Source organism: Mesorhizobium sp. M0062 (genome assembly GCF_040323125.1).
Classification (GTDB): domain Bacteria; phylum Pseudomonadota; class Alphaproteobacteria; order Rhizobiales; family Rhizobiaceae; genus Mesorhizobium.
Map to the genome: position 1 here is coordinate 102044 of NZ_JAMYUO010000016.1, position 25913 is coordinate 127956.

32 protein-coding genes, 1 pseudogene and 1 riboswitch are annotated in these 25913 nt (G+C 64.1%); of the genes and pseudogenes, 12 read left to right on the forward strand and 21 right to left on the reverse strand.

Annotation, left to right across the window (positions count from 1 at the left end; all coding sequences use genetic code 11):
- Nucleotides 1–442 precede the first annotated feature (442 nt).
- Nucleotides 443–2398, forward strand: coding sequence for an acyltransferase family protein (locus tag NKJ64_RS19590; protein WP_352463175.1), 1956 nt, complete (start codon nucleotides 443–445; stop codon nucleotides 2396–2398).
- Nucleotides 2399–2448: 50 nt separating this feature from the next.
- On the opposite strand, the gene NKJ64_RS19595 is transcribed toward NKJ64_RS19590, so the two are convergent.
- Complete coding sequence (locus tag NKJ64_RS19595; protein ID WP_352463176.1) at nucleotides 2449–3441, reverse strand: HNH endonuclease; 993 nt, start codon at nucleotides 3439–3441, stop codon at nucleotides 2449–2451.
- A gap of 244 nt (nucleotides 3442–3685) precedes the next feature.
- On the opposite strand from NKJ64_RS19595, the gene NKJ64_RS19600 reads away from it, so the two are divergent.
- Together NKJ64_RS19600 and NKJ64_RS19605 are read left to right on the forward strand one after the other, a co-directional pair.
- Nucleotides 3686–4960, forward strand: a complete 1275-nt coding sequence (locus tag NKJ64_RS19600; protein WP_023689001.1) for a DUF763 domain-containing protein — start codon at nucleotides 3686–3688, stop codon at nucleotides 4958–4960.
- 146 nt (nucleotides 4961–5106) lie between these two features.
- Nucleotides 5107–5874 carry a COG3904 family protein gene (locus tag NKJ64_RS19605; RefSeq protein WP_352463177.1) on the forward strand — a complete coding sequence of 256 codons (768 nt, stop codon included), beginning with the start codon at nucleotides 5107–5109 and terminating at the stop codon, nucleotides 5872–5874.
- A gap of 57 nt (nucleotides 5875–5931) precedes the next feature.
- On the opposite strand, the gene NKJ64_RS19610 is transcribed toward NKJ64_RS19605, so the two are convergent.
- Entirely contained in the window at nucleotides 5932–6816 is an 885-nt protein-coding gene (locus tag NKJ64_RS19610) for an NmrA family NAD(P)-binding protein (RefSeq protein ID WP_023730350.1), read from the reverse strand.
- Between the two features lie 203 nt (nucleotides 6817–7019).
- On the opposite strand from NKJ64_RS19610, the gene NKJ64_RS19615 reads away from it, so the two are divergent.
- Nucleotides 7020–7328, forward strand: coding sequence for a hypothetical protein (locus NKJ64_RS19615; RefSeq protein WP_023672486.1), 309 nt, complete (start codon nucleotides 7020–7022; stop codon nucleotides 7326–7328).
- 67 nt (nucleotides 7329–7395) lie between these two features.
- On the opposite strand, the gene NKJ64_RS19620 is transcribed toward NKJ64_RS19615, so the two are convergent.
- The 3 genes from NKJ64_RS19620 to NKJ64_RS19630 form a co-directional block, all read right to left on the reverse strand.
- Nucleotides 7396–7995 (reverse strand): DUF6456 domain-containing protein, encoded by a 600-nt coding sequence (locus NKJ64_RS19620; protein WP_023702920.1) that lies wholly within the window; start codon nucleotides 7993–7995, stop codon nucleotides 7396–7398.
- 327 nt (nucleotides 7996–8322) lie between these two features.
- On the reverse strand, nucleotides 8323–9015 hold the full coding sequence (locus NKJ64_RS19625) for a hypothetical protein (RefSeq protein ID WP_031209891.1): 693 nt from the start codon (nucleotides 9013–9015) through the stop codon (nucleotides 8323–8325).
- 84 nt (nucleotides 9016–9099) lie between these two features.
- Nucleotides 9100–9474, reverse strand: a complete 375-nt coding sequence (locus NKJ64_RS19630) for a hypothetical protein (protein ID WP_023689007.1) — start codon at nucleotides 9472–9474, stop codon at nucleotides 9100–9102.
- Nucleotides 9475–9554: 80 nt separating this feature from the next.
- Between NKJ64_RS19630 and NKJ64_RS19635 the strand changes: the two genes are divergently transcribed.
- On the forward strand, nucleotides 9555–10217 hold the full coding sequence (locus NKJ64_RS19635) for a LexA family transcriptional regulator (protein WP_023689008.1): 663 nt from the start codon (nucleotides 9555–9557) through the stop codon (nucleotides 10215–10217).
- 172 nt (nucleotides 10218–10389) lie between these two features.
- Here NKJ64_RS19635 and NKJ64_RS19640 read toward each other — a convergent pair whose 3' ends face one another.
- From NKJ64_RS19640 to NKJ64_RS19655, 4 genes are all read right to left on the reverse strand, one after another.
- Entirely contained in the window at nucleotides 10390–11397 is a 1008-nt protein-coding gene (locus NKJ64_RS19640) for an ABC transporter substrate-binding protein (RefSeq protein ID WP_023689009.1), read from the reverse strand.
- Nucleotides 11394–12176, reverse strand: a complete 783-nt coding sequence (locus NKJ64_RS19645; protein ID WP_023689010.1) for an ABC transporter ATP-binding protein — start codon at nucleotides 12174–12176, stop codon at nucleotides 11394–11396. The genes NKJ64_RS19640 and NKJ64_RS19645 overlap by 4 nt, the downstream gene beginning before the upstream one ends.
- A complete protein-coding gene (locus tag NKJ64_RS19650; protein ID WP_023689011.1) occupies nucleotides 12173–13015 on the reverse strand; it encodes an ABC transporter permease in 843 nt (280 codons plus the stop codon). Before NKJ64_RS19650 ends, NKJ64_RS19645 begins: the two co-directional genes overlap by 4 nt.
- 255 nt (nucleotides 13016–13270) lie before the next feature.
- Complete coding sequence (locus NKJ64_RS19655; RefSeq protein WP_023670364.1) at nucleotides 13271–13879, reverse strand: YkoF family thiamine/hydroxymethylpyrimidine-binding protein; 609 nt, start codon at nucleotides 13877–13879, stop codon at nucleotides 13271–13273.
- A riboswitch (TPP riboswitch) is annotated at nucleotides 13870–13982 on the reverse strand. It overlaps the preceding gene by 10 nt.
- Before the next feature lie 210 nt (nucleotides 13983–14192).
- On the opposite strand from NKJ64_RS19655, the pseudogene NKJ64_RS19660 reads away from it, so the two are divergent.
- Nucleotides 14193–14582 (forward strand): annotated as a pseudogene (locus NKJ64_RS19660) (GSU2403 family nucleotidyltransferase fold protein); the annotation flags it as partial.
- Between the two features lie 265 nt (nucleotides 14583–14847).
- Entirely contained in the window at nucleotides 14848–15099 is a 252-nt protein-coding gene (locus tag NKJ64_RS19665; RefSeq protein ID WP_352463178.1) for a hypothetical protein, read from the forward strand.
- A gap of 156 nt (nucleotides 15100–15255) precedes the next feature.
- On the opposite strand, the gene NKJ64_RS19670 is transcribed toward NKJ64_RS19665, so the two are convergent.
- From NKJ64_RS19670 to NKJ64_RS19685, 4 genes are all read right to left on the reverse strand, one after another.
- Nucleotides 15256–15495 carry a DUF2934 domain-containing protein gene (locus NKJ64_RS19670; protein WP_352463179.1) on the reverse strand — a complete coding sequence of 80 codons (240 nt, stop codon included), beginning with the start codon at nucleotides 15493–15495 and terminating at the stop codon, nucleotides 15256–15258.
- A gap of 92 nt (nucleotides 15496–15587) precedes the next feature.
- Entirely contained in the window at nucleotides 15588–15803 is a 216-nt protein-coding gene (locus NKJ64_RS19675; RefSeq protein ID WP_023670360.1) for a hypothetical protein, read from the reverse strand.
- A 98-nt stretch (nucleotides 15804–15901) separates the two neighbouring features.
- Complete coding sequence (locus NKJ64_RS19680) at nucleotides 15902–16231, reverse strand: DUF1236 domain-containing protein (RefSeq protein ID WP_023670359.1); 330 nt, start codon at nucleotides 16229–16231, stop codon at nucleotides 15902–15904.
- Nucleotides 16232–16572: 341 nt separating this feature from the next.
- Nucleotides 16573–16875 (reverse strand): hypothetical protein, encoded by a 303-nt coding sequence (locus NKJ64_RS19685; protein WP_023819120.1) that lies wholly within the window; start codon nucleotides 16873–16875, stop codon nucleotides 16573–16575.
- A gap of 160 nt (nucleotides 16876–17035) precedes the next feature.
- Between NKJ64_RS19685 and NKJ64_RS19690 the strand changes: the two genes are divergently transcribed.
- Together NKJ64_RS19690 and NKJ64_RS19700 are read left to right on the forward strand one after the other, a co-directional pair.
- On the forward strand, nucleotides 17036–17365 hold the full coding sequence (locus NKJ64_RS19690; protein ID WP_023705173.1) for a hypothetical protein: 330 nt from the start codon (nucleotides 17036–17038) through the stop codon (nucleotides 17363–17365).
- Between the two features lie 140 nt (nucleotides 17366–17505).
- Entirely contained in the window at nucleotides 17506–17736 is a 231-nt protein-coding gene (locus NKJ64_RS19700) for a hypothetical protein (protein WP_023702926.1), read from the forward strand.
- A gap of 20 nt (nucleotides 17737–17756) precedes the next feature.
- Here NKJ64_RS19700 and NKJ64_RS19705 read toward each other — a convergent pair whose 3' ends face one another.
- The 3 genes from NKJ64_RS19705 to NKJ64_RS19715 all read right to left on the reverse strand — a co-directional run bounded on the left by NKJ64_RS19705 (nucleotide 17757) and on the right by NKJ64_RS19715 (nucleotide 19043).
- A complete protein-coding gene (locus NKJ64_RS19705; RefSeq protein WP_023693867.1) occupies nucleotides 17757–17978 on the reverse strand; it encodes a hypothetical protein in 222 nt (73 codons plus the stop codon).
- A 266-nt stretch (nucleotides 17979–18244) separates the two neighbouring features.
- Nucleotides 18245–18652, reverse strand: a complete 408-nt coding sequence (locus NKJ64_RS19710; protein ID WP_023693868.1) for a heme-copper oxidase family protein — start codon at nucleotides 18650–18652, stop codon at nucleotides 18245–18247.
- A 154-nt stretch (nucleotides 18653–18806) separates the two neighbouring features.
- Nucleotides 18807–19043 (reverse strand): hypothetical protein, encoded by a 237-nt coding sequence (locus tag NKJ64_RS19715; RefSeq protein ID WP_023689015.1) that lies wholly within the window; start codon nucleotides 19041–19043, stop codon nucleotides 18807–18809.
- 232 nt (nucleotides 19044–19275) lie between these two features.
- Here NKJ64_RS19715 and dinB point away from each other — a divergent pair, with 232 nt between their 5' ends.
- The 3 genes from dinB to NKJ64_RS19730 all read left to right on the forward strand — a co-directional run bounded on the left by dinB (nucleotide 19276) and on the right by NKJ64_RS19730 (nucleotide 21057).
- On the forward strand, nucleotides 19276–20517 hold the full coding sequence (gene dinB, locus NKJ64_RS19720; RefSeq protein ID WP_352463180.1) for a DNA polymerase IV: 1242 nt from the start codon (nucleotides 19276–19278) through the stop codon (nucleotides 20515–20517).
- 284 nt (nucleotides 20518–20801) lie between these two features.
- Entirely contained in the window at nucleotides 20802–20900 is a 99-nt protein-coding gene (locus NKJ64_RS19725; RefSeq protein ID WP_023670351.1) for a hypothetical protein, read from the forward strand.
- A 58-nt stretch (nucleotides 20901–20958) separates the two neighbouring features.
- Nucleotides 20959–21057, forward strand: a complete 99-nt coding sequence (locus NKJ64_RS19730; protein WP_023684816.1) for a hypothetical protein — start codon at nucleotides 20959–20961, stop codon at nucleotides 21055–21057.
- 191 nt (nucleotides 21058–21248) lie between these two features.
- On the opposite strand, the gene NKJ64_RS19735 is transcribed toward NKJ64_RS19730, so the two are convergent.
- The 5 genes from NKJ64_RS19735 to NKJ64_RS19755 form a co-directional block, all read right to left on the reverse strand.
- Nucleotides 21249–22418: a hypothetical protein gene (locus NKJ64_RS19735; RefSeq protein ID WP_023754655.1), complete on the reverse strand. Its 1170-nt coding sequence runs from the start codon at nucleotides 22416–22418 to the stop codon at nucleotides 21249–21251.
- A 145-nt stretch (nucleotides 22419–22563) separates the two neighbouring features.
- Nucleotides 22564–23445, reverse strand: coding sequence for an EamA family transporter (locus tag NKJ64_RS19740; RefSeq protein WP_352463181.1), 882 nt, complete (start codon nucleotides 23443–23445; stop codon nucleotides 22564–22566).
- A 343-nt stretch (nucleotides 23446–23788) separates the two neighbouring features.
- A complete protein-coding gene (locus NKJ64_RS19745) occupies nucleotides 23789–24370 on the reverse strand; it encodes a dihydrofolate reductase family protein (protein WP_031193504.1) in 582 nt (193 codons plus the stop codon).
- Nucleotides 24371–24535: 165 nt separating this feature from the next.
- Entirely contained in the window at nucleotides 24536–25072 is a 537-nt protein-coding gene (locus tag NKJ64_RS19750) for an SRPBCC family protein (protein WP_352463182.1), read from the reverse strand.
- Nucleotides 25069–25515 carry a metalloregulator ArsR/SmtB family transcription factor gene (locus tag NKJ64_RS19755; RefSeq protein ID WP_352463183.1) on the reverse strand — a complete coding sequence of 149 codons (447 nt, stop codon included), beginning with the start codon at nucleotides 25513–25515 and terminating at the stop codon, nucleotides 25069–25071. Before NKJ64_RS19755 ends, NKJ64_RS19750 begins: the two co-directional genes overlap by 4 nt.
- Nucleotides 25516–25913: the final 398 nt, after the last annotated feature.

Here is a 25913-nt window from a genome sequence, read left to right on the forward strand (position 1 = left end):
GCATGGCTGCCGGTTGGATAGCCGATGCGTGTGACGGGGGCAACGCAAGGGCCGACCCCGGATGTCGGAGATTTGGCGAAGGAGGCGGGGACCTAATCTCCCCCATCGAGGGGGAGATGTCGCCGAAGGCGACAGAGGGGGTCGCCGCGCGTGGAGCGCCTGCCTTCACTTGCAGGATTGGGCCGAGTCCGGTCGAACCGACCCCCTCTGGCCTGCCGGCCATCTCCCCCTCAAGGGGGGAGATCAGCGGCGTCGCCTCCTCCAATGTTGCACTGCGTTAGATTTGTTGCATTGCGATATCGACCCATAGGGCGGAGTCTTGGTCCGACTGTGAACGGTTGCAGCGCCGTGTCCCGTTGGGCGCAAAGCTGCCGCACGTATGATCCCGGCGCGATCGTTACTCGCCGAGGCGGGGTCATGCACCAGCACGAGGTGGCAAATCGTGTCAGCATCGTTCCGGCCCGATATCGAAGGACTGCGTGCCTTGGCGGTGGCAGGCGTGATCGCCTTTCATTTCGGCTTCACCGGCCTGCCCGGCGGCTTCACCGGCGTCGACATCTTCTTCGTCATCTCGGGCTATCTGATCACAAAACACCTGCTTGCCGAAATCACCGAGACCGGGCGGCTCAACCTGTGGCGCTTCTATGCCAGGCGCGCTCGGCGGCTGTTGCCGGCGTCGCTGTTCGTCATCCTCGCCACACTGGTGGCCGGCGCCTTCATCCTGTCGCCGGAGGAACAATCGCTCTATTCCAAAGGCGCCATGTTCGCCTCGGCCTACATGATCAATCTGTGGCTGATCCGCTGGTCGTTTGATTATTTCGCCGCCGATGCGGCCAGCAACCCGTTTGTCCATTTCTGGTCGCTGTCGGTGGAGGAGCAGTTCTATGTCGCCTGGCCGGCGCTGCTTGTGCTGGCGGCATGGCTGCGCCCCGGCAAGCGCGGCGCGATCCTGGTGATCGGCATTGCCGGCCTCGTCTCGTTCGCCGTCTGCGCGTGGCTCACCACGGTCTCGCAGCCCTGGGCCTTCTATTTCTCGCCGCTACGCGCCTGGGAGTTCGCCGCCGGCGGGCTGGCCAGCATGGTGCCGCAGCAAGTCTGGCAAAACCGCCCGCGGCTCGCCACGCCGCTGGCGTGGCTCGGCCTAGCGCTGATTGCCGGCGCCTATCTTTCCTTCAGCGACGAAACGCCCTTCCCGGGTTTCCTCGCCCTGGTGCCGGTGGCCGGCACCGTGCTGTTGCTGCTGGCAGGAGCGGCGCACGCGCAGCAGGAGAGCGCTAAGAAAAGCCCGATCGAGGCACTGGCGCTGGCGCCGCTGCAATGGGTCGGCAAACTCTCCTACTCGCTCTATCTCTGGCACTGGCCGGTGATCGTGTATGCCACGATGCTGACGCCGGAACTTTCGCCGCTGCAGCGGCTCGGCTGCTTGGCGCTGACGCTGGCGCTGTCGGGGTTCACCTATCATGTCATCGAAAACCCGATCCGCCGCAATGGCTGGCTGATGGCCAGTGCGGCGCGGGCGCTGGTGCCGGCCGTCCTCCTGACCGGCACCGGCGTCGCAGCCGCCTACGCCAATGCCAGGCTTGCCGTCCACGATCTGGACCCTGAGCAGCGCAGCATTGCCGCCAGCGCCGCGCAGCCGTCCACGGCGCGCGCGGCCGGCTGTATTCTCTCCTTCGAGACGGTGACGCCGAAGGCCTGCGTGTTCGGCAACAAGGACGCCGGGCGCTCGATTGCGCTGTTCGGCGATTCGCATGCCGACCACTGGTCGACGCCGCTGATCGACGCGGCGGCCAAGAACAATTATCGCCTCGTCACCTATCTCAAATCGTCCTGCCGTGCCTCGCGGGTGACGACCTGGAACTGGCGGCTGAAGCGCGACTACACCGAATGCGACCAGTGGCGGGAGCAATCGGTCAAGGACATTATCGCGTTGCACCCGCACATGGTGGTGATCTCGGAATTCTCGATCGGCAATGTGATGAAGGAATCGCCCGAGGAACTGAAGCACGCCGATTGGAACGAGGAGTGGAAGGCCGGCCTGCGCTGGACGCTGGCGGCATTCAGCCGGGCCGGGATCAAGGTCGCGGTAATCCGGGACGTTCCCTACAATGGAAGCTATGCCGACAAATGCGTGGCGCGGGCGCTGTGGCGCGGGCAGGTGCCTGAAGTCTGCGACACGCCGAGTGACGCGGCGGCGAACGACGACATCGCCGCGGCCGAGCGCGACGTCGTGCGCAGCGTGCCCGGCGCCACCTATGTCGACCTGACCAGCCAGTTCTGCGACGCCCAAACCTGCCACGTGTTCATCAACGGCCAACTCGCCTTCCGCGACCGACACCACCTGGCGACGCCATTTGCTGAATCACTGGAGCCGGTCTTGGAGAAGGCGGTGTTTTAGGGGGCGGCGAGGTAGGGGGACCTGACGGCTGACCGCTCAGTTGATGCGAGCTATGCCACAAACACATCCTCTCGATGGTGAGCGAGGTAAGCCTGCTGCGGCGGGGTGAAGGTGCTAGTGCGCCAGACGGCGGGGGCTTCGGCAAAGCCGAAACTCTGCATCACCAATTGCTCGAAACCGAGCCGCCGCAAATCAGTCTTGTCGACGCGCTGGGATATGAGGACCTGCCCGCTATCTTCAAAACTGATGAAGCCACGGTCAAAGAGGTGGTCGGCATCAGGCGTGAGGAGCAGCCCGTTCATGCCGTCCAAGCGCTCCTGCGCGGAAGCGCATAGGCGCCAAGGCTTGATGTGGCTTGCAATCAGCAACGAGGGATTGGTGACCCCTGTGAGTCGGCACGAGCGCTCCATGGCTTCGACATTGGAACGAAATTTACCTTGGCCGCGACGAGCTTGAATGACGCTCGTCTTTACAGTGTCCTCGAGTTGGAGGTCGTCTCGGATACGGCGCTCAACGACGTCCTCTAAAATTTCATTGACGACATCGAAAGTGAGACTGTTTGCGCCACCACGCCTCAGAGCTTCGCGGTCGAAAGCTGTACCCGCGACAATGGTGTGAAACACCTCTTGCGATACGCTCGCGAGATAGGCGTTTTGACGGCCTGATCCGGAGTTTGGGTCGATGGGCGAGTATCGGGGAGGCAGAAGCGGACCCAATTCGCCAATTATGTCCGACGGGCGCACCGTCGGCAGGAGCGGCGCCCAATACACCGGGAGAAGCCAACCTTCCTCGTTCCAATTGGCTCCAGTGTTCTTGAACTCCGGTGGTTTCGGTGCTGTGAATGCAAACTCCGCTACCCGACCAATATAGCGCACGGCTTGACCGAAAAAAGACAACACGAGGTCACCAGGTGTCGCCCGACGCATATTTTTGTAGAACTCGCTGCGTGCCCCATTCTTCTGAGTTTTGGGCGACCAGAGATATTGCCCGTCGATCTCTTGGCAGGCGGTCTGACTGTGATTTACCCACCAGAATTGCGACATCGTTTTTGATTTTAATAGTTGCCGTCGGCTGGGTAAGCTCTATTCGAGACCTGTCTCGCCTACAAGCATGGAGCCGACCTTATTGCCAGGTGCGACAGGCGGCGTAACTGCATCTTTCGGCGAGACGCCAAGAAGAGCGTAGGGCGACGATAGTCGCCGCCCCCACCCCACTTGCAAATCGCCCCCCAAATGCCATCTAGATCACAGGCGCACCGCCGGTGCGCCTTAGCCACGGAGCTTTCACTTGACGCAGCGAAGCGGCAGTGCGGATTTGCCGCTGCATGGCGGGCGGGTTCCGAAATGGCTGGGCGATCGCATGACGCGGCTGGGCGCGGTGTTGTGCGAGGCGATCATCCATCACTATGGCCGCGACGAGCTGTTGCGGCGGCTGGCGCATCCGTTCTGGTTCCAGTCTTTCGGCGCCGTCATGGGCATGGACTGGCACTCCTCGGGCATCACCACCTCGGTCGTCGGCGCGCTGAAGCGCGGGCTGAACCCGATGTCGCGCGAGCTCGGCATCCATGTCTGCGGCGGGCGCGGCGCGCATTCGCGCAAGACGCCGCAGGAGCTGACCGCGATCGGCGAACGCGTCGGCATCGATGGCGCGGCACTCGCCACCGCCAGCCGCCTGGTCGCCAAAGTGGACAGTGCGGCCGTGCAGGACGGCTTCGACCTCTATCTGCACGGCTTCATCGTCACCGACGACAGCCGCTGGGTGGTGGTGCAGCAAGGCATGAACGGCGACAGCCGCCAGGCGCGGCGCTATCACTGGCTGTCGGAAGGGCTGACAAGCTTCGTCGACCAGCCGCATGCGGCGATCGAGGGCGAGCGGCAGGGCGAGATCGTCAACCTGACCGACCATCGCGCCGCGCCGTCACGTAGCGGCCAGATCGACCTGTTGAAGACCATGAGCCCGGAACGGATCCTCGACGAGCTTGCCGTGCTGGAGCCGCCGCCGAAAGCAGCGCCTGCGAAACCGGCGGCGCAGCCGATGCTGCCCAATCTGGTGATGCCGGCGCATCACGACGTGCGCGAGAGCGACATCGTCATGCACCGGCTGCATGGCAACATTTCCGCGGCAATAGAAAGCGGGCCGGCCGATTTTCCCGAGCTGCTGCTGGTGCCCGGCGTCGGCGCGCGCACGGTGCGGGCGCTGGCCATGGTGGCGGAAGTGGTGCATGGCGCGCCCTGCCGCTTCTCCGATCCGGCGCGCTTTTCGCTTGCCCATGGCGGCAAGGACCGCCACCCCTTCCCGGTGCCGCTGAAAGTCTATGACGAGACGATTGCGGTGCTGAAATCGGCCGTCGGCAAGGCCAAGCTCGGCCGCGAGGAAGAGCTCGGCGCGCTGCAGCGGCTGGATGGCGAAGCGCGGCGGCTGGAGCGCTACGTCACCGGGCCAAGCCTTAAGGAGATCGTCGCCGGCGAGTTCGACCAGTCGCACCTGCTTGGAGGGCGCAGTGTGTTCGGGTGGGAGGGGGCGGCGGAAAGCGACGACGGTTCAGACAGGGGCCGCCAGTAGCGCCTGTCCATCATGCAGAGATAGTGCGCGGCCCATAGAAACACGTGCTCGGCTTGTTTTGATAATGCTTGCAAAGACCCATTTCTCAAGTGATGCTCTGCCAGGCGAGGCTCGGCATGAAGACATTCGCATGGACGTTGGTTTTCGTGCTGCTGGCGATTGGCGGCGCGATCGCCCAAACGACGCCTGAGCCTGCCATACTGGCATATACACCGCCGATGCACTTCGTCGTTGTACGCAACAGCACGCCAGGATGCGAGCCGACATGCCCGGAATGGATTTCGGCGGAAGGTCACATCGTGGCCGGCACGCCAGCTTTGCTGAAGGCTTTGCTGAAAAAACTCGGCCCCCGCAAATTGCCTTTGGCGTTGAATTCCCCGGGCGGCGAGACCGATGCGGCGATGGCGCTTGGCCATATGATCCGCGCCAGCGGGCTCGACACGATGGTTGGCAAGACGGAGTTCTCCGAATGCGCGCCAGACACAAAAGCCTGCGGGCCGGGCGACCTCCGCTTCGGCGTCGCCAACCCCGTCGGCGCAGTCTGTTCGTCAGCTTGTACGATGGTTCTTGCGGGCGGCGTACGGCGCCTGGCAGACAGCCGCGCCTTTGTCGGCATTCACCGGATCATGCTGCCGACCGCCAAGAAAATCCACGGCAAGAAGACCATCGTCCTCGTTCCGATACCCAAATGGTATGAACGCAAAGTCGACAGCTATTTCACCGAGATGGAAGCAGGTTCGTGGATCGTATCGGCCATGCAAAAAATACCCGACGACAGCATACGATACCTCGTGACATACGAACTTTTGGACCTGAATCTGATAACCGAAGCCGGTCACGGCGACACGCGCACCTCCATCGATATCTGCAAGACCACGCCGCCGGCGGGCAACTGCCGAACGGTCAGGCAATAGGAATAGCGGGCCACGTAGGTCGTCGAAGCGCCTGTTTCTCAACAGCAACCCTTCACTTTACGCGGCACCCTTCAACAGGTCTTCCGGCCGGCCCTCGACGAGCGCAGCAATATAGCTTTCCAGGCTGGTCGTGCCGCGCTCCGGGTTTTCCGGCTCCGCCGGCTTGTCCAGCGTGGCCCCGGTCATGCGGGTGTAGGACTCGGCCGCCGCTTTGGAGAAGCCGAGTTTTTCGTAGGTTTCTGTCCAGCGCTCGCGCGGCACCGTGACCACGCGCACGTTTTTGCGCAACGCCGCACTGAAGGCTGCGGCGACATCGGCGGCTGAGTAGCGCCGAGGGCCCTCGATATAGTGCGTGCCGGTCTTGTCCGTCGGCTCCAGCAGACGTCTCGCCGCGGCCTCGCCGAGATCCTGCGGCGCCACCATCGGCAGCTCGAAATCCGCCGGGAAGAAGGAGGTGATGACGCCGTCGCGCCGCGCCGTCTCCAGGGCCTGATCCCAGTTGCTCATGTAATAGGCGGCGCGGTTGATGCTTGCCGGAATGGCCTGGGCCTTCAGCTTCTGCTCGAGGCCGTAAAGGACGGTGAGATCGCCGACACCCTCGCCGGCCTGCGCGCCGTAGGTCGATTCCGCCACCAGCTTTTCGAGGCCGGAGCCCTCCAGCGCCGCCGCAATGGCGCCAACCGTCTTGCGCTCCTCGGCGTCGGTGTCGGTCGATGGATCGGCCGGCGGGTTGAGCAGAAACGCCCGCTTGCCGCGCCGCAAGACTTCACGCAGCGCCTCGACATCGAGCACATCGGCAACCGCGGCCTCCGCGCCCTGTTCAACCAACCATGCGGCCTTCGACTCGTCGCGCGTCACCACCGTGACATCCTCGCCCTGCCGCAACAGCGCCATTGCCGCCGCCGAGCCGACATGGCCGGTACCTCCAAGAATGACATGCATGGTCTCGTCCTTCCCTTGCTGATTCATGCCGGATTAATGGCTGGGGCGGCGAAGGGTTCAAAAATCCGGGGACGATGCTGACAGGAGGTGACGCCGGCTTTCCTCGCAATGCACGGCGCAGGGGTCGTTCGCATCTTGCAAAATTATGGAACGAGGTCGTGCCCAGCGAGTTATATTAGCGCAACCTTGAATAGGAGGCAGCTATGAGAAAGCTCCTGCTTGCTTCGGCTATCGCTATCACTGCGGCGGCGGCGATGATCGCTCCGGCGAATGCCGGCGGGCGCGTCGTGATCGGCATCGGCAACGGCTACTATGACGATGACTACAATGACAGCTATGGCGACTATTACGATCGCTACGCTCCTCGCCCCTACTACCAGTATAATGCCTACGATAACGGCTTCAGGTACCACAGGTATCACAGGCACCATCGCCATTGCCGCATAGAGTTGGTCAAGCATTGGCGCCATCATCACAGGATCGTCGAGGAAATTCGCGTTTGCGAACGGTGATCCGATAGGGTGAAACCGGTTCGGCCGGCATCTGCCGGCCGGCCGCTTCACCACGCGGCTGCCGGCCTTATCGCGGCTTCCGCATCAGCATCATCCCGTAATCCACGGCCAAAAGGTCGAGCCCGACCTTCAACATCTTCACCACCACATCTCGTCCCTCGCCGGTGCGCTCGGCGAGCGCCTTCACCGACTGGCCTTCGAGGCAGATTTTGCGAACCACCTCCGCCACTTCCCAGTGGGCCAGGGCGGCGACGGCGTGAGCATGAGCGCGGCCGGCGTTGAGCACGCGGTCGGGGATGCCGCCATTGATGCGGCCGCCGTCAATGCGCTCTTCCCACGGCATCGGCCGCAGCCCGTCACGCGAGGCGCGCTCGAAATCGTCGCGAAACCGCTGGCCGGCCTCACGCTGCTGGCGGGTCAGCGAGGTGATGCCGACCAGCGGATCGACATTGCGCACCCGCACGATGCCGCCGGTCGCGGTGTAGCCGTCATTGGAGACCTCGTAGACGCGCCGCGCCTCTTCGGTGCCGACGCTCAACCGCTTGCGGCCGAAGCGATCGTCCTTCAGCGCGAAATCATGGCCGATCTCGCGGCGGATGCGCACCTGCTCGGCTTCGCCCGCAGGCAATTTCGGCGGTTTGGCTTTCTGCGCGGTTTTTTTGCTCATCGGGGGATCCTTGTGGGATTGGGTTGTTGAGCCGGAAGGTTGGCGTTCCTTCGCGCCCCCTCTGCCCTGCCGGGCATCTCCCCCACTTGGGGGGAGATCGGATGTCGCGTCGGCTTTCGCCAATCACCACCGCCGTTGGAAGGCAGTGCGGGCGAGCTGCCAATCTCCCCCCGCGTGGGGGTTGAGGAGTGGTCCGCGAAGCGGACGGAAAGCCAATTGCTTGGCTTCCCGAGCGACGAACGTCCGGCAGGACAGAGGGGGGCGCTGTCCCGCCGGCTTTCGGTCATTGGTGGGGTCGTCCGGAGGCGAGGAACGGAGCCCAGCCGCTCACACCACCTCCGCCACAGGTCGGTGGAAACGCGTCTGATGATATTCGCAGTAGCTTTTCAGCGCCCTTGTGCGCAGGCCGCAGCACAGCATCTCCAATCCCGGCCGGCTGCCGGGAGGGTCTTTGTCGGGGTCTTCCTCCAGCGTCAGGTCGAGCGGCGCGCGGCAGCGGTCGAACAGGCAGTCGATGAAGCGCATGGCGGCGACATGCGGCTGACGCCCGAGCGAAGCAGGGCGCGGCGCCGACACATTGAAGCGGTAGATTTCGCCGTCCACCACCAGCCGTCCTTCGCCCGGGATCGAGGGCGCCGGACGGGCTGGCAACAGAGGCCTGGCCGATGGCTGACGGCTCGGTTTGGCGGCCGGTTTGACCGGCGCGGCCTGCTTCGAAACTCCTACTTCCCTTACGAGCTTGCTTGGCTGCGCCGGCGGATTCCTCTTGGCGGTATTCTCGTTTGCCGCAGTCTTCCCCGTCGCATTCTTCCTCGGTCGGCCGCCGGACCTGCCGCCTCTGGGGTTGGCGAAGCCGATGGTCTTCAACGCGCTGTTGCGGTGGACGATGCCGATGATGGCATTGCGCGAGACCGGACTGCCGCGCAGCGCCGTGAAGCGGACGGCGATCCCTGTGGCCGACAGGCCATCCCTCAGCCAGACGGCGATCTCCTGCAATTCGGTGTCGGTATAGGCAGTCATGTCGGTATCCATTGATTGCGCGCGCAAGGCCGAGCGCCGGCCCCGAGGGCCCACGGGAAAAATCAGAGCGGATGGTCGGTGCGGTCAGCCGATACTGGCGGCCGGCAGCGAGCCGGCGAGATGCCGCAAGGCGGCTTCGGCGGCCGCTTTGGTGAGGGCGGAAACCGCCCTGCCCGTCAGCCGGTCGAACAGGATGACGGTGCCATCTTCCGTGCGGATGCAGGAGATGCCCTGCCCGCCGGAGACAGCCCTTGGCGCGCCGGCGGCGCCATGGGCTGAAGAGGTGGCCGGAGCCGGGAGAGGAGCGGCTCCGGCCGTTCCGGTCGATCGGGGGGACGACGGTTCGACCGGATCCGGGGCAGAAGCCCCGGTTTGCGTCCGGACCGGGGAGGAGGACAGCCCGGACGATGGGAGAAAGCTGAGGATGTCTGCGGAAACGCTTGCGATTTGTTCGATCATGCGCTAAGCGTACGATATGTACGAAACGTACGCAAGCGAAATCGTACATATTGGACGATAAATTTCAGGCAATTTGTACGATGCAGGAACCGAGGCACAGATTGCAGCAGGCGCGGGCGGAGGCGGGCTATGCCTCGCCGAGCGACGCCGCGCGGGCATTGCGCGACATCAACAAGAACACCCTGATCAGTCACGAGAACGGCAACCGGCCGCTGTCGCGCAAGGCGGCGGAGAAATACGGCCGCCTGTTCGGCGTCGATCCCGGCTGGCTCTTGTTCAACGGCGACGGCGGCAGCCTTTCGGGGGGCCATTTCGGCTTTGACGAGTCGGGCCGGCAGATCCCGATGCCGTCGCTGGCCACCGTCGACGTGCCCATCGTCTCATGGATCAGCGCCGGCGAACTCGGCAGCCAGGACATGGTGGTCAATCTCAGCGACTATCCGACCATCCCCACCACCGATCTGGAGCAGGGCCAATGGATTGCGCTGCGCGTCGACGGCCCGTCGATGAACAAGATCTCGCCACCGGATTCGATCATCTTCGTCAACCTCAGGGACAAGCGGCTGGTGACCAATGGCTGCTATGTCATTTCGGACGAAAGCGGCCAGGCCACCTACAAGCGCTATCGCCCCAACGAGAACCCGCCCTTCCAGCCGGCCTCCTACATGGACATCCCGCCGCCGGCGCTCGAAGGCGCCATCACCATCATCGGCCGGGTGAAGCGCTCGATGATCGATATGTGAGGGAGAAGGCGGTGAGGCGCAATCTCCCCCCTCGAGGGGGAGATGGCCGGCAGGCCAGAGGGGGTCGCCGCGCGTAAGGCGCTGACGTCCTCTGTCCGCGATAGGAAGTCGCGTCAGGACGTACCGACCCCCTCTGTCGCCTTCGGCGACATCTCCCCCTCGAGGGGGGAGATTACGCTCCCAAAAACTCGTTCGTAAAATACCCCCCGAAATCCGGCTTCTCCTTCAGAGCCTTGCCATCGCCATCGAGCAATATGCCGGCCCTGAAGAGGTAGGTACCGATCGCCTCGATCTTGGCCCTGTCGATGGTGCCGATGACGCCGTCCTGGCTGCGCAAGAAATGCCCGTCGACGAGCATCTTCAGCGAAGCGTGGATCAGCGCCGGGTCGGTCAGCGCATCCTTGTTGGAAGCCATCAGCAGATCGCCGGCTTCCTGCGGGTGATCGCAGGCAAATTGGTAGCCGCGCCGCGTTGCCTCGACGAAGGCCGATGCGGCCTTCGGGTTTGCCTGGAGATAGGCATTGCTGGAGGCGATCAAGGTAGTGTGCTCGTCGGGCACGCCGTAGTCGGCGTAGCGGAAGCCGCGCTGCCTGACGCCTTTCAGCTCGGCAGCGACGCCTTCCCAGGTCGAGACCTCCAGCGTGAAGTCGACCGAGCCGTTGGCCAGCGCCTCATAGGCCGAGGTGCCTAATGTCACCGTCTCGAAAACGCCCTTGCCGCCATCGTGGCGGATGATGGTCGAGATCAGCGTGTTTTCCCAGGCGCTGCCGAAGCCGCCATAGGTCAGACCGTCGAGATTCCTGGGACTCTTGATCTCGCCGCGATCCGCGTTGAAGACCAACCGGCCGGTCTCCTGCTGGACCACGGCGTAGACCGCCTTGAGATCGGCGCCGGCAGCCCGCTGGGTGAACAGGCCGACGCCGGCAATGCCGAAATCGGCGATGCGGTTGGCGACCAGCGTGCCGCCGCCAGTATCGCCATAGGGCAGGATCTCAACATCGAGCCCGACCTCGTGGTAGAACCCTTTGTCGCGGGCAACGAACAGGCCGACATGGTTGGTGTTGACCGTCCAGTCGAGCGCGACGGTGATTTTTTGCGTAGCCGCATGAGCGCGAGAGGCAAGCGGCAGTCCGGCAGCCAGCGTCAGCAGCAAAGCCTGCCGGCGTGTGAATTCGGTCATGAAAAACTCCTTTGAGCGGTCTGCGGGAACGAGGGCCGGTCAGTCCCGGGATTGAGCAGCGTGTCGAGGATGTCGGCTTCGAGCGCGGCGGCCTGGCGCGCGGCATCGCTGCCGGTGGTGCGCGGGCGCGGCAGCGGCACGGCAATCTCGCCGATGATGCGGGCCGGCCGCGCCGACATCAGATAGATGCGATCGGAGAGGTAGACGGCTTCGCGCACGTCATGGGTGATCAGCAGCGCCGTCCAGCGTTGGCGCTGCCACATGCCTTCCAGCCAGCGCTGCATACCCGCGCGGGTCAGTGCATCCAGCGCGCCAAAGGGCTCGTCGAGCAGCAGCATGTCGCGCTGCTGCACCACGGTGCGCAAAAGGGCGGCGCGCTGGCGCATGCCGCCGGAAAGCTCGGCCGGCCAGGCGCGCTCGAAACCGGCAAGGCCGAACTCAGCGAACAACGGCGCGACGCGTTCGCGCGCCGCCTTGCGGCCAAGACCCTGCACTTCCAGCCCCAGCGTCACATTGTCGATGACGCGCCGCCACGGCATCAGCGCGTCGCGCTGCGGCATGAAGGCGAAGGGGCTGCCCTGCAATGGCGCGCCGTCGAAGCGCATGTCGCCCTCGCCTTTCAGCGCGCCGGTCAGCAACTGGAACAGCGTCGACTTGCCGGCGCCGGAAGGGCCGAGGATGGAGACGAACTCGCCGGCCGCGACATGAAGCGAAATGCCGGCGAGCACCTCAAGCGCGCCGAAGTTCTTCCTGATGTCCCGGAGTTCGAGCCGCGTCATTGACGGTTCTCTTCTGCAGCTTCAACCTTGCCGTCGCGGCTTTCGCTCCCTGCATTCTCCCAAGGCATGGCGAAGCGCTGGACGAGCACCGCAATGGCGAACAAGACAAGCGTGAGCGCGGCGCTGACGGCGACCGCGGCGAGCACCAGATCGGGCCGAAAGTTGTTCTTGGCATTGAGCATGTAGATGCCCAGCCCCTTCGCCGCCCCCGCATATTCGGCGAAGATCGCGCCGACGACGGCGTAGGTGATGGAGATGCGCAGCCCGGCGAAGAAATAGGGCAGCGCCGAAGGCAGGCGCGCCAGCCAGAAGATGCGCCAGCGCCCTGCCCCCATGGTGGCGAGCATCTGCGAAATCGCCTTGCTGGTCGCGGCAAAACCCTCGACCAGCGCCACCATCATCGGGAAGAAGGTAACGAGCGCCACAAGCAAGATTTTTGGCATCAGCCCGAAGCCGAACCACAGTACGATGAGCGGCGCAATCGCGACCAGCGGCAAGGTCTGGCTGACAATCAGCAGCGGAAACAGCGCGCGGCGCAGCGGGGCCAAGAAATCGACCAGCGCCGAAAGCACGAAGGCAGCGACCAACGAGCAGGCGAAGCCGGCTGATGTGGCGCGGATGGTGGGCAGCGTGTTGTCGGCAAGGGCAGCGCGATGCTCCCAGGCCTGCTGCAGCACGCGCGACGGCGCCGGCAGCATGGTGGGCGCAGCGCCACCATAGCGGGCGTAGAGCTCCCACGCCGCGAGGAGCAGGGCGGAGGCGCAGGCGGCGGGGATGGTCTTGGCGATGGCTGCGGCTAATCTCCCCCCTCGAGGGGGAGATGTCGCCGAAGGCGACAGAGGGGGTCGTCTCGCATAGAGCGCCCACGCCTTGCCGATGCGAAAAGGACGTCGGCGCTCCACGCGCTGGGACCCCCTCTGGCCTGCCGGCCATCTCCTGCTCGAGGGGGGAGATTCGTGGGCATCGCGGTCTTCGCCAATCGCCAATGGCTCCCCTCCTCTCTGTGCTGAGGGGTCAGAGGCATCTCCTCCACGCAATGGGTCAGATAAACCAGCCACGGCAATATCCTCAAGGAACGACGCTTGAGCCGCGGCTCAGACGGCGCTCGGGCTGTTCGCCGAGATCGTGATGTCGAGGGTGACGTGGCCGGCGCCGGGGCCGAAGCGGCAGAAGGCCTCGTTGAGCGTGGCAAACACCGCACCGGCATCGCCACGCAATTTGGTGCAGAAGTTCTTTGAGCGCTCAAAGACGCCGGACTGTTTCAGGAAATCGATGCAGCCGTAGATCTCGTCCATATGGTCGCCCGTGCCCATAACGTAGAGCGAGAACTGCGCCGCCACCGGCTGGCCGGTCGACGGCGTGGCCTGGACAGCGCGGATCGCGGCGATCTTGCGCTCGTCCAGCGGAATGGCGGGGCCGCCGGTCTCGTCGGAGCGGCAGATCGGATCGTCGGGCTCGCCCGGACAGCCGCGCGAGACCGCCGCCGAAAGCACGCAGTGCTTGCCGCTTTTGGCCGCCGCGACGAACAGGTCGCGCATGGCGGGAAACAGCACCTCGGGCGGCCCGACCATAAGGGTCGAGATGTCATCGGTTTCGATCCGCAGCCGGTCGCGCCAGGGATCGAGCGCGCCGAGCGCGCCGAGGATGACGCCGACGAAATCGTCGGTCATGGGATAAAGGGAAATCTGTGCGCCTGAAAACATCGCCCGCCTCGCTCCGCTGGTATTATCCAGATCAGCTTTAGGGTCCGAAGGCTTGCCGCCCTCATCTCAGCCCCGACGATACGGAGCACCCCTGTGGATGGGCGGGTTAAAGCACCGTTCGCGGCATTGGGGAAGCCGTTTGTTGAGGCACTGCGGGAAAGTGTTTTGGGCCAGACGTGCCGGGCGCCCGGGCGTTAACAGACGACTCGTCAGTTCGTTGCGTTATAACGTTTCCACGAACTTCTTATAACTGCGTTGAAATTCAAGCTGATAAACGTAATTATAAGAAAACGGCAGAGACTCCGCGCAGCCCTTACGGTTTCTGGATTTCCTTATCCGCGACCCCATCCGGACTGTGCTCCTGCATCGCTCGGGCTTGCCTGTGCTGGTCCCCTCGCCCCAGCGCTACGCCATCCACAAGCTGATCGTCGCCTCGCGACGCGGGCCGAGCGCTGGCGCCAAGCGGGAGAAGGATCTCCATCAAGCGCGCCTGCTGACCCAAGCGCTCGAAGCCACGCGTCGCCAGGACGACCTTGCCTTCGCCTTCATGGAAGCGTGGGACAAGGGCGAAAACTGGCGCGAGACGATCCGGGGCGGCTTGAACCTGTTCGACGCCGCCACGAGGGAAAACAGTCACACCATCCTGGGGAAATCCCTCCGCGAAATTGGTGCGACTCCTGAAGGATTCACGATGCGGGATTAGCTGAAGCGACCGCTGCTATATTCATTTCCATCGTCCCAACCGTACGAAATTGGCTTGACGCTTATTCGTACATAAAGTACGATATCTCTTTTCGCAGAGAGGAATGTCCTTGAGCACAGCGAACCATGTTGCCTTCGCCGATCTCTCTCGGCCTTTGCTGTCACCCCCGTCGTTGCCGCCGCCTTTGTTGCCGCCGCCTTTATTGCCGCCCCCTTTGTTGCCCTTGTCATTCGATCAGTGCGAACGCCTCGCCGGGGCTTGGCGAATGGCCAGCCAAGACATCGCCGACGACATCCGCTTCATCCGCCAATATCTGAAAGTCGTTGCCGATAAGGACGAGAGGCTGTCGACCGGCACCCTTGTTCACAGCCGCGCCTATGTCGAGGCCTGCGCCGGCTGGCTGCCACAGACTGTAACGCGCTATCTGCGCCACCTGCGCCAGATCACCGAATGCGAACTGGCCATGACAGCTGCCGGCATTCGCTTTGCGCTGTCGAGTTATGCCTGGGAGGCATGAGGGCGCCTGTCGCCAAACACAAGGAATTGCGCTGCCCGTCGCAGGCGCAATTCGTCAGGTTGAGAGGCTCGGGCGCGCCTGAACGGCGGGCGCCAAGGATGGCCCCGGCCAGCGAATTCCGGCCTTGCTTTATTTCGACTGGCCTTATTTCTGGCCTTATTTCGATTTGGCTTTGCCGGACTTTGCGGCGGCAGGCTTCGCCGCCTTTGGCTTGGCGGCTGCCTTGGCGGGCTTGGCGTCAGCTTTCTTCGCCGCGTTTTTGGGCTTGGCGACCGCGCCATCGACTTCAGCCGTGGCCTGCTCCCAGTGTTCCTGATGCGCGCCTTCAGGCCGGCCGGCCTTTTCCCAGATCTCGTGCGCGCGCTGGCGAATGCGGTCCTGTTTGTCGTCCGTCACTTAAGCCTCCGTGGTTGGGTCCGGTCGGTTGGTCCAGATTCCACGAAAACATTAGCCGAAAATTCGGCCGGCGTCTTGAGTGACGAGACATCTCAGCGCGGGTCGGAAATCACCGCAACGCCGAGCAGCGCCGCTTTCTTGACGATCAGCCCCGCGAGGTCGGCATCCGAACGATCGGTGCCGGTGCGCTCCCGCAGGAGCGCGATCGCTTCCTTCATCGATAACAGCGCCGTGTTGCGCTCGGCCAGCAACTTGTCGCAACACGCCGCAACATTGGCGGAGTTCGGGGTCTCGACATGCGGCAACATGGCAATTCTCCTTTCATCATGTTCGTCATTCGGCCCTGCCGCCCTTTTGGGAAGAACGACAGGGCCGTATCACCGATGAATGGTTAGGTTGTCGAGCGTTACTCGACCACCTCGACAATCCTGCGCGTGCTGGGGTCGACCAACACGGTATGGTTGTCGACCACGGCGTATCTGTACTGGACGTCGGGAACCTCCTGCAGCTCGACAGTGTCAGGCAAGGCAGTGCCGACATTCAATTCGACGCCGAGCAGATTGACCGAGGCAAGCGGATGTTTCTTTACGTATTGGTGCACGACCGTGCGCTGTTCCGGGGTGATGATCACCTGCTGCTGTGCCGGCTGCGTGACGATGACCTCGTCGGCGGCGGCAATACCGATACCAGCGATCATGGCGAGCCCGGCGACGGCGGGAATAAGGATGGTTTTCATCTTCGTCTCCTGTCGTTGTTGGCGAGCTCCGCCGTGTTCCCGCGCGAGGCGAAAACAGCGCAAATCGAGGTGGCGGGCTCCTGGAGGCAAACGCAGCCGGTACGGTCTTGTTCCGCAAGCGGAGACTAAATTGATCGGCTTCCCGGTCATGCCAGCAGAACCCGCACCCGCAAGATTCGCATTGAAGCACAATCCCTCAGGAGACCTTCGACATGGATGATGCACGGCTCCAATTCCGGTGGCGATTGCGGCCGGCGCCGGCATTGATCCGGTGACCGCGTCGCCCGGCCAAGACCGGAACCGACCGCCTTCGTGCCACGCCGTGAAGTTTCAAGCAAAGGTCATTGCTTCGGCGGCTGCGCAGGCACCTCGCCAGGCTTGATCACCGGCGTCTTGCCCTGGTCCGGCGGCGGCTGCGTCATATCCTGGTCACCACTGGGCGGCGGCTGCAGCACGCCGCCGCAGGGACCGAGCGTGCTGGTCGATTCGCCGCCGCCATTGGCGACCGGCGGCTTCTGACCATCGTCCTGAGGCTGCGCCTGGCAAGGCGCGGCAGGGCCGTGCTGGTCGCCATTGTCCTGCGCAGCCGCCGGGTCGGCCAGCGCCAAGAGCAGCACGCATGGGATGAGGGGGAAAGTCTTCATGGTCCAGCTCCTCTGGATTCATCTCCTTGGCAAAGCAGACTAGTCCCTGGCAAAGCAGACTGGCGGCAATTGGTTCCACGGAGATGGAGTGGTTGCCGGAACCTGACAGCCGGAAGTGAGTTCCACCTTCTCGACGCAAAGCCGCCCGGAGGAGGCAATCATGGAAGAACGAAACAGAAAACCCAATGACGAGGTCGAGGCGCCGCCGAGCAAAAACGATGCCCGCGACAGGATCGCCAATGATGAAGTGGAAGCGCCGACGCCGCGCCGGCAGGATTGGGATGCGCTGCGTGGCGCAACGGTCCTACCCGACGGAGCAGATGAGGAAAGCCTGCCGGACACCACCGGTGTCGAGAAGGAAGGCGAACTGCCCGAGGAGGATGACGACAACCCCTACCAGGACAGTGACGATGCCTTGCCCGACGACGCCGAGGAAGCCGCCATTGGTCACGACCTGGCGAGGCGCGGCGGCCCGTTCGACGACGTGTAAGGCAGCGACCGCGGACTTTCGAGAGGTTTCCCGGGACGTCCACGCCGTCACCAGTTGGACCAAGTATGAGCTGAAGGCGATGCCGGAGCATCGCGATATTTCGAAGGATCCGGCTGGCCGGATCCTTCGTTTAAGGCGCCTTGGCGGTTTGGCTTAGCCCTTGTGGTCAAGGGCTGGACGGCGACAATCTCGGCACCTTCGACAGCCGAGAAGCAGCCGAGAAGCACGAACGAGAAGCCCAATATTTCAAGCGCCGTCGAGGCCGCTCGCCTGAAATCTTCAAAGTGCGCAAGAAATCCCCGCCGCGGGCGGTGCAGACACGCTCCGGCATCGCGGCGCTGCGAACCGGGCCATCGACCGCCGGCACTTGAGTGCCGACGGGCTCTGACCTTCAATTCGACCCGGGATCGCCGAGCGCCTCGGTGACGAAGGACGCCGCGATCAGGTCGTCGGCGTCGAGGCGTAGGGAGCCTTCGACACCTCCCATGATGGCTGCGACCTTCTGGAAGGTCTGCATCTCGTGTTCAGTAACGCTGGCGTCTCGCATCCTGGCTTTCAGATCGGCGATGCGTCGGCCCAGTGAGGCCGACGTTCCGATTTCTCTTTTCGACATGGTGGCCTGCTCCTCCCCCAACCCATGCTGTGGACGTACTCAAGTCTGCCTATATATAAGGCAGCGCGAATACAGTCGCCGCAACGCGCGATATCTGGGAAGGTTCCGGCGCCAAATAGTCACGAAATAATACGTGGTGGGACTCGGGTATGTTAAACGCCGACGCGGCGATAGACACCGCAGCCAGCGGCTGCGGCCATCGGCCTGGCCAACCCGTGTCGCGGGTCGCGAATGCGGGTCGGACTTTGATCGCCGCGCGCGAACAGTCAGCGAGAGGCCGGAACCACGCCGGACACCGAGCGCGCCGTTTCGGGCGAAAACACCACGAAAGCAAAAACCAGAACGGCAGCGGCGATAATGAGCGAGCCGCCGGCGACGATCGGTTCAAGCGCCGGGTTTCCCTGCAGCATCACATACAGCGCCGGCAGCATGATCACCAAGCCGAGAGTGTAGAGCCCGTAGTGGATCATGGCGACGCGACGCGCCGCCTTTTGCGGATTGAGCGCGTAGTAGCCGCCGAAGATGGCGCTCGTCACCCAACCGAGCAGATTGATATGCGCGTGCGCCGGAAAAGCGGCGTGGTCGCCCGAGATCGCCATCTGCAGGCCGGCCGCAATCCCCAACATCAGGAACAAGATGGCAGTTTTGAAAAAGAGTTCTGAAACCCTCGGCATGTCATTTCTCCCCCTATGCGGTCTGCGACCGCTTGCGACCTGGAGAATACACCCACGTGCAGAAATTTTCCACGCCCCGGTTATGGGGCCATGCCTGCACAGCTTTTTGCACGCTGTTCGACTTTTCTGGCTGCCACAACCCGGCGCCGCCGCGCTACGGCGTCAGCAAGATGTCGGCGCCCGCTCGCTCGTCGAACACCACCGCGCAGCCGCGCCCCAGCGCCACTGCCGACAGCGCGTTGGCCACCGTCTCGTCCGGCGATACGAAATCACCGGTCAGCACTCGCAACTCCTCCACCGCCCTGGCCATTGACACGCAGTGCCCGGCAACGCGATCGCTCGTGCAGGCGTCAACGACGCTGACGAGGTCGATCATCTCGAACTGGCCCATACCGGCCTCCACAAAAACAGCGTCCCGTCGCGGATATGAACGCTGAGGCGAGAGACAATGTTCCGCAGGTCCGATGCCCAGGCGGAGCACTCGACGGCCCGACCTGGAACGGACCGGCCGGCGGCAACCGCTTCGCTTGACAATAGGCCCTGTTTGTTCTCTATTTGTTCGGAAAAACGCCTCTCACAACAGACGCGGCTAATGCTGCAACGCCGCAAAGGGAACGGTCGGGATGGAACCCACCATCCTGCATGCGGATCTCGACGCCTTCTACGCCTCGGTCGAGCAGCTGCTCGACCCGGCGCTCAGGGGCAAGCCGATCGCCGTCGGCGGCGGCGTCGTGCTTGCCGCCTCCTACGAAGCCAGGGTTTTCGGCGTGCGCGGCGGCATGCCCGGACGACGCGCGCGCGAGCTTTGCCCCGGACTGATTTTCGTCGGCGGCCATTTCGCCGACTATCAGCGGCTGGGCGATGCCGCCATCAAGGTGCTCGACGATTTCACGCCGCTGGTCGAGCGGATTTCCATCGATGAAGCCTTTGCCGACGTCGCCGGCTGCACGCATCTGTTCGGGCCGCCGCCCGAGATCGCCGCCACGGTGCGTCGGCGCGTCCGGGCAGAGCTTGGCCTGCCGATCTCGATCGGCGTGGCGCGCACCAAGCATCTGGCCAAGATCGCCTCGCAGGTGGCCAAGCCCGACGGGCTGGTGGTGGTCGATCCGGACACCGAACTTGCCTTCCTGCATGATCTGCCGGTCGGGCTGATGTGGGGCGTCGGCCCGGCGACCAGAGCGCGGCTGGCCGAGATCGGCATCGAGACCATCGGCCAGTTGGCAAAGACGCATAGTGGGGCGCTGCGAAGGTTGCTCGGGCCCGCCGCCGGCGAAAAGCTGGCGTCGCTGGCATGGAACCGCGACCCGCGAAAGCTCGAAACCCACAGGCGGTCGCATTCCGCCGGCGCGCAGTCGGCGCTTGGCAGACGGCCGGCCGAAGCGCGTATCTTCGGACCCGTGCTGCTGCATCTGGCAGACCGGGTCGCCAGCCGGCTCAGGGCGAAATCACGGCCCGGGCGCACGGTGACGGTGCGCGTGCGTTTCGCCGATCTGCACGCCGTCACACGCTCGCTGACGCTCGATCAGCCGATTTCGGCAACCGCGATGCTGGCCGAAATCGCCGGGGAGCTGGTGCGCGGCGTGCTGGCCGCCAACCCTCGGGAGAAGACCATCTCGCTGCTGGCGATCTCGGTGTCGCAGCTGGAAGAAAGTGCCGAGCTGCAGCTGGAGCTGCCGCTCGGGCTTGCCGATGAAAAGCAGCGGCCCGGCAGCAGGCAAGGCCTGGCGCGCTTTGGCGCCGACCGCGCCATCGACAAGATCCGCCAGCGCTTTGGCAGAGAGGCTGTCGGCTATGGCGCCGTGGCGCTGGAAGCCCGGCGCTCGGTTCCCGATGCCTTCCGCGAACTGGCGGAGAAGGAACTGTGAGTGCGGCGCGACGGCAAGGCCAATGTTTAGGCTGGGCCAGTCCGCGCTGCATTGCCGCTCTGTTTGAGCAGGCCGACCAACCAGGCCAGACCCGCCGCAGTTTCGGACATTTTTCGCACCGCAACCCGGCCACGCCATGCACGCCCAAGAACAACGCTTTGTCGATGAAGGTGGACTTGCAGTTAGCGCATCGGCGCCAAGAAAAACCGGGATGGGACAGCGTGGCCGCGAAGGTTGACAGTGCCGATCCGTCTGGCATTATCGCGTAAGCTCGGAGGATCACTATGAAGAAAACCTATTCGAAGCCTGTTCTGGTCAAAAAAGGCAAGCTTTCGCAGGTTACGGCGCTCGCCAATGGAGCGGGTTCCGGCCCGATCGAGTGAAGTCGTTGAGTCGGCTGTCGCCTGATCTGGCGGCCTCGCCTGACACTGGAGATGCGGCATGAAGAAGACCTATTCGAAGCCGGTGCTGGTCAAGAAGGGCAAGCTCTCGCAGGTTACAGCCGACAATGGTAACGGCTCCGGGCCGGTCGCCGTCTAGCAGCCGATTATCCGACGCCTCGTGCCGTCTGGCCGGGAACAGGGCTTTGGGTGCCCGACGTGGAGAGTGGAAAATGAGGAAGACCTATCTGAAACCGGTGCTGGTCAAAAAAGGCAAGCTCTCGCAGGTCACCGCGAACGGTGCTTCCAATCCGCGATAAACCCTTTCACCCCGATTAATCGCGACACGCTTCAGCGCACAACCACCAGATCGTCGAGCACGAGCTGCCAATAGTGGCTCGTGGAGAGGCGCACGCGCGTCACCGCCGCCAGCATCGGCGCATAGTGGACGGGCGCCAGTGCCGACAGGACGATCGTGTCGCTGGCGATCAGCCGGTCGCCAAGCCAGCTCTCGACCAGTGCGGTTTCGCCTTCGGACTTCAACCATGCCGCTGTCAGCATCACGGAATGGAACCCGAACGGTTTGTCGCTCGAGAATTCGGCCGGGTGTCCGCTGCTCGTATAGCAGACATGGTCTCCCGAGATATTGCCGTTGACGTAGCCTTCGCTGCCTTCAGTATGATCGCGCGCCAGTGCGTTCAGGTTGAACCAGGTCAACCCGGCATAACCGGACGGCACCTTGCGCAGGCCGCGCGTCGTGACATCGTCGAAACCGATGGCCTGCAAGGACGCGGCGCTGTCGACAGCCGCGTTCTCGGGCGACAGCAGGCCGAGTTCGGTCGGGTAGGCCGACAAGGCCAGTCGTCGTTCCATGCCACCGCCGGTGATTTCGATCGCGTCGGCGTCATCGGGCAGATCGAGGCGGAAGCCATCGCTGAGCGGATGCACCGCCACCTCTTGCCCTTTCGCCATCACCGAGATGCTCGCCGAGATACCGTCCGCTACGCGGCCGCTGAGCCGGCGTATCGCAAACAGGCCGACCGGCTGCAGCATTGCTTCCGAGACCAGCCCGGTGGGCGAGCCCGGCAGCGGCCGGAGGTGCTGCGACTGGACCTCGTTGGCGCTGCTGGAGCGCCAGCCGGGCGGAACCGACACGGTGAAGCGGTAGCTGCCCGGCACATGGATGGGCGCGGCCCGACGTTTGGTCGACGCCAGGAAATTGGCAAAGCCGCCGCGATTGCTCCGCGCCGCGGCGACGAAGCGGCCGTCGCCATCATGCAGTCTGACCATGATGCCAGCCATCGGGCGGTCGCCGAGCCCGTAGCGACCGTCGCGATCGGCATCGAAATAGACAAAGGTCGAATGATTGAGCTTGCCGTGGTTGCCCGACCAGTCGCGGCGCACGGCGTAGTCGTTGGCCGGATCTTCACGAAGCCGGGCTCTGCGACGAGACCGCGCCAGCCGCCAGGCGAGAGCCGCAACGACAGCGGCGAACCCGACAAGGAGTATTGCCTTGATCACGGACGGCTCAAGCAATGCTGTCGGCCCTGCTCATCTGGATCTCCTGCGCATACATCGATCCATATATCGATGCTGCAGGCGCTTGAGCAACCGGACACGGGACCGGCGGACCACGGCATCGGCGTCACATATCCATTTCAGGCAACTATTCCGGCGACGGCACCGGCGGCTTCGTGGTCAGCGCGGCGCCGAAGGCGGCGACGACGACTGCGGCAATGCCCGCGCATTGCAGCGGGCTCAGGATCTCGTGCAGGAACAGGAAGCCGGCCAGCGCGCCCAGCGCCGGCTCCAGACAGGTCAGCGTGCCGTAGAGCCTGGCCGGCATCCGGGTCAGCGCCACCATCTCCAGCCAGAACGGCAAGGCACTGGAGAACAGCCCGACCAGCAGCACGCTGACCAGGATCGCGGGTGCGATCAGGCCGGTACCCGCCTCGGCGAGGCCGAACGGCAGGGCGACGGCAGCGGCAATGACCAGCCCGTAAGCCGTGGTCTGGCTGCCGAGCTCGGCGCCGGCCTTTTGCGCAAAGACGATGTAGAGCGCCCAGCAGCCGCCGGCTGCCAGCGCCAGCATCACGCCGAGCGGGTCGAGTGCACTGCCGGAGTGGATGAAGGGCGACAACAGCAATATGCCGGAAACGGCCAGGACCACCCAGACGAAGTCGGTGGCGCGCCGCGACGACAGCGTCGCCACAAGCAGCGGGCCGGAGAATTCGAGCGCCACCGCGACGCCGAGCGGGATTCTGGCGAGCGCTGCGTAAAACAAAAGGTTCAGCGCCGCGAGGTTGACGCCGTAGGCGATGAGCCAGGGCAGCACGGCGCGCGACGGCCGCACCCGCCACGGCCTCAGCACCGCCGCCAGCATCAGCGCGCCCACGACCAGGCGCAGCGCCGTGGTGCCATTGGCGCCGATCAGCGGAAACAGGCCCTTGGCGAAGGTGGCGCCGATCTGGATCGACACCATGGCGCCAAGCAACGCGCCGATCGGCAAGGCCTTCGCTTCAGCTGCGGCAATCGGCGTCGACGTCAATTCCAGTCCCTCCCCACGCGACCAGCAGGCCGTAGCGCAGGCTGGAGATAGGGATAAAGGGCCTGGCTGTCGTGTGGCACGAGCGGGCTGTTGATAGGGCAAGGGTGGGAGGCGAACGCCGACGCATTTCCTCTCCCCCGTCGATCGGGGGAGAGGTGTAGAGCGTTGGTCGACGGAGTGGGGGTCGACCGTTCATCCGCCTGATTGCCTGCTTGCAGGCGTTTCGCGCTCGCTTCCGTCGCTCCTGTTTTGCGGCGACCGTGGGTTTCATGAGCGCCTTCCCCCACTCCGTCGCCGCTTCGCGGCGCCACCTCTCCCCCCTCCGGAGGGAGAGGAAAAGAAGCTAGCTCGCCAGCCCATACACCAGGCTCACCCGCCCATCCGACAGCTGGCCGACCTGGCGCAGTTCCAGTCCGTGCCGGGCGTGCACCGTGCCGAACAGCGCCTTGCCTTCGCCGGCGAGCAGCGGATAAACGATGAGCCGCATTTCATCCACTAGCCCCGCCCCGATCAGGCTGGCGGTGATGCTCGCGCCGCCCATGAGGTAGATGTCCTTGCCGGGCTCGCGCTTCAGCGCCGCGATGTCGTCGAGGCTGCGCAGGAAGCGCGTCGAGGCCCAGGCGGCCGAAGTCATGGTGTTCGACAGCACATAGTGCGGTGTCTTGGCGGCAAAGCGCGCCCATTCGAGTTCGGCCGGGTCGACCAGTCTGCCGGTCATCGGCAATGGCTGGTCCGGCTCGTTCTGTTGGATCGCGCTCCAGTAGCGCTCATAACCGGCATACATGACGCCGCCGAGCAGGCAGGCGTCGATCCCGGGCATCAGGCCGTATTCCTCCGACCAGTTGTCGACCCAGTCGGCGAAGCCTTCGGGGCCTTCGATCTTGCCGTCGATGGAGATCTTCATTCCGGTGATCAATTTACGCATGACTTCCTCCTTCGGGCTTGCGGGATGCAAGCACGTTGCCTGGTTTCACTTCCGATGACGCGCCGCGGTGTCTGGCGAAGGCGCGTGTTTCGCCGGCCCTTGCGCCGGCATCCGGCGCAAGGGATCGATGGTGCCCGGTTGGACCGGGCGATGCGTTAGGTCAGGTCAGGCCGGCAGGCGCTGGTCGTATTCCGCCACGATACGGCTAAAGCTGTCCCAGAACGGTTCGGGCTTCTCGGCCGCCACGCGGGCAACCAGGAGGTCGAGATGCACGTGCCAGCCGGCGGCATGCATCATCAGGCTCGAGCGGTCCGGCAGGCGGCGGTGGACCAGGGTGAGCAAGACGTCGTCGCCGCGCTGCGCCAATTCGAAGGTGACATTGCCGCTGCCGTTCCAGGTGATGGTGAGCTTACGCGGCGGGTCGCACTCGACGATCTGGTTGTGCATCCGCTGCTCGCCGCCACTGAAGCTGGCCGGCCTGTCGCCGGGCGGGTCGGTCAGTTCGTCATTGCGCCAGATCAGTTCGAAGGAAGAGCCTTCCTCCATCTCCATGTCGCCGGCCGCCAGCCATTGGCGGCGCAGGTCGCTCTGCGTCAGATATTCCCAGACGCGCTCCCTGGTTCCGGGCAAAAGCCGTTCGATCCTCAAAGTGGCCGGCTGGATCAGCTGGGCGTAGCCGTCGAAGCTGTTCATCTGGTTCATCGGTCGTCTCCCTTGGAAGGTGTTGGCCTGGATGTGTCTGGCTTGGGTGATTCCGGCTTGGATGGTTCTGGATTTGCCGGTGCCGGCGTTGACGGCGTTGTCGACGTTTTGCGCCCCGCCTCCTCGCGCAAAAGCTGTTCGAGGACATCGAGGCGGCTGTTCCAGAAACGCGCGTATTGGCCGAGCCACTGATAGGCGGTGGCCAGCGGGCGGGCCTCGAGGCGGCAGACATGGGTGCGGCCGCGCACTTCACGCCGGATCAGCCCGGCATGCTCCAGCGCCTTGATGTGCTTGGAGGCGGCGGCCAGCGACATGGCGAAGGGCTGCGCCAACTCGCTCACCGTACGCTCGCCGCCGGCGAGGTGGTTAAGCATGTTCCGGCGCGTGGCGTCGCCAAGGGCGTGAAAAACCTGGTCCATCTGGGGCGTCTCTAATTCAACCATGTAGTTGAATATAGAGGCGAGATTTTAGATAGTCAACTAGTTGGTTGAATGTTTTTTGGGGAGAGGCGCTGGCCCCCTACCTCCCCTTGTGGGGAGGTCGGACCGTAGGTCCGGGTGGGGGTGCTTGGCGCAGGCGAGCGCGAGGAGCGCAATCTCCCCCCTCGTGGGGGAGATGTCCGGCAGGACAGAGGGGGGCGCGAAGGATCGCTACGTCTCAGCGAATCCAGATCTTCGGCAAAGCCGTTGCTACATGTAATTGACAGGCCAGCGGGACAGCGCCCCCCTCTGGCCTGCCGGCCATCTCCCCCACAAGGGGGGAGATCAGCAGCTTCAATCTCACCCGGCCATGGCCAGCGGCACTGCGCTCTTGTTGGGGATCTGGATGTCGATCTCCAGCG

Coding starts and splice junctions, on each gene's coding strand:
- NKJ64_RS19595 (WP_352463176.1), bottom strand. CDS start 3,441: ATGTCGCAATTCTGGTGGGTAAATCACAGTCAGACCGCCTGCCAAGAG.
- NKJ64_RS19610 (WP_023730350.1), bottom strand. CDS start 6,816: ATGCATGTCATTCTTGGAGGTACCGGCCATGTCGGCTCGGCGGCGGCA.
- NKJ64_RS19615 (WP_023672486.1), top strand. CDS start 7,020: ATGAGAAAGCTCCTGCTTGCTTCGGCTATCGCTATCACTGCGGCGGCG.
- NKJ64_RS19620 (WP_023702920.1), bottom strand. CDS start 7,995: ATGAGCAAAAAAACCGCGCAGAAAGCCAAACCGCCGAAATTGCCTGCG.
- NKJ64_RS19625 (WP_031209891.1), bottom strand. CDS start 9,015: ATGACTGCCTATACCGACACCGAATTGCAGGAGATCGCCGTCTGGCTG.
- NKJ64_RS19630 (WP_023689007.1), bottom strand. CDS start 9,474: ATGATCGAACAAATCGCAAGCGTTTCCGCAGACATCCTCAGCTTTCTC.
- NKJ64_RS19635 (WP_023689008.1), top strand. CDS start 9,555: ATGCAGGAACCGAGGCACAGATTGCAGCAGGCGCGGGCGGAGGCGGGC.
- NKJ64_RS19640 (WP_023689009.1), bottom strand. CDS start 11,397: ATGACCGAATTCACACGCCGGCAGGCTTTGCTGCTGACGCTGGCTGCC.
- NKJ64_RS19645 (WP_023689010.1), bottom strand. CDS start 12,176: ATGACGCGGCTCGAACTCCGGGACATCAGGAAGAACTTCGGCGCGCTT.
- NKJ64_RS19655 (WP_023670364.1), bottom strand. CDS start 13,879: ATGTTTTCAGGCGCACAGATTTCCCTTTATCCCATGACCGACGATTTC.
- NKJ64_RS19665 (WP_352463178.1), top strand. CDS start 14,848: ATGGCCAGCCAAGACATCGCCGACGACATCCGCTTCATCCGCCAATAT.
- NKJ64_RS19675 (WP_023670360.1), bottom strand. CDS start 15,803: ATGTTGCCGCATGTCGAGACCCCGAACTCCGCCAATGTTGCGGCGTGT.
- NKJ64_RS19680 (WP_023670359.1), bottom strand. CDS start 16,231: ATGAAAACCATCCTTATTCCCGCCGTCGCCGGGCTCGCCATGATCGCT.
- NKJ64_RS19685 (WP_023819120.1), bottom strand. CDS start 16,875: ATGAAGACTTTCCCCCTCATCCCATGCGTGCTGCTCTTGGCGCTGGCC.
- NKJ64_RS19690 (WP_023705173.1), top strand. CDS start 17,036: ATGGAAGAACGAAACAGAAAACCCAATGACGAGGTCGAGGCGCCGCCG.
- NKJ64_RS19705 (WP_023693867.1), bottom strand. CDS start 17,978: ATGTCGAAAAGAGAAATCGGAACGTCGGCCTCACTGGGCCGACGCATC.
- NKJ64_RS19710 (WP_023693868.1), bottom strand. CDS start 18,652: ATGCCGAGGGTTTCAGAACTCTTTTTCAAAACTGCCATCTTGTTCCTG.
- NKJ64_RS19715 (WP_023689015.1), bottom strand. CDS start 19,043: ATGGGCCAGTTCGAGATGATCGACCTCGTCAGCGTCGTTGACGCCTGC.
- dinB (WP_352463180.1), top strand. CDS start 19,276: ATGGAACCCACCATCCTGCATGCGGATCTCGACGCCTTCTACGCCTCG.
- NKJ64_RS19725 (WP_023670351.1), top strand. CDS start 20,802: ATGAAGAAAACCTATTCGAAGCCTGTTCTGGTCAAAAAAGGCAAGCTT.
- NKJ64_RS19730 (WP_023684816.1), top strand. CDS start 20,959: ATGAAGAAGACCTATTCGAAGCCGGTGCTGGTCAAGAAGGGCAAGCTC.
- NKJ64_RS19745 (WP_031193504.1), bottom strand. CDS start 24,370: ATGCGTAAATTGATCACCGGAATGAAGATCTCCATCGACGGCAAGATC.
- NKJ64_RS19750 (WP_352463182.1), bottom strand. CDS start 25,072: ATGAACCAGATGAACAGCTTCGACGGCTACGCCCAGCTGATCCAGCCG.
- NKJ64_RS19755 (WP_352463183.1), bottom strand. CDS start 25,515: ATGGTTGAATTAGAGACGCCCCAGATGGACCAGGTTTTTCACGCCCTT.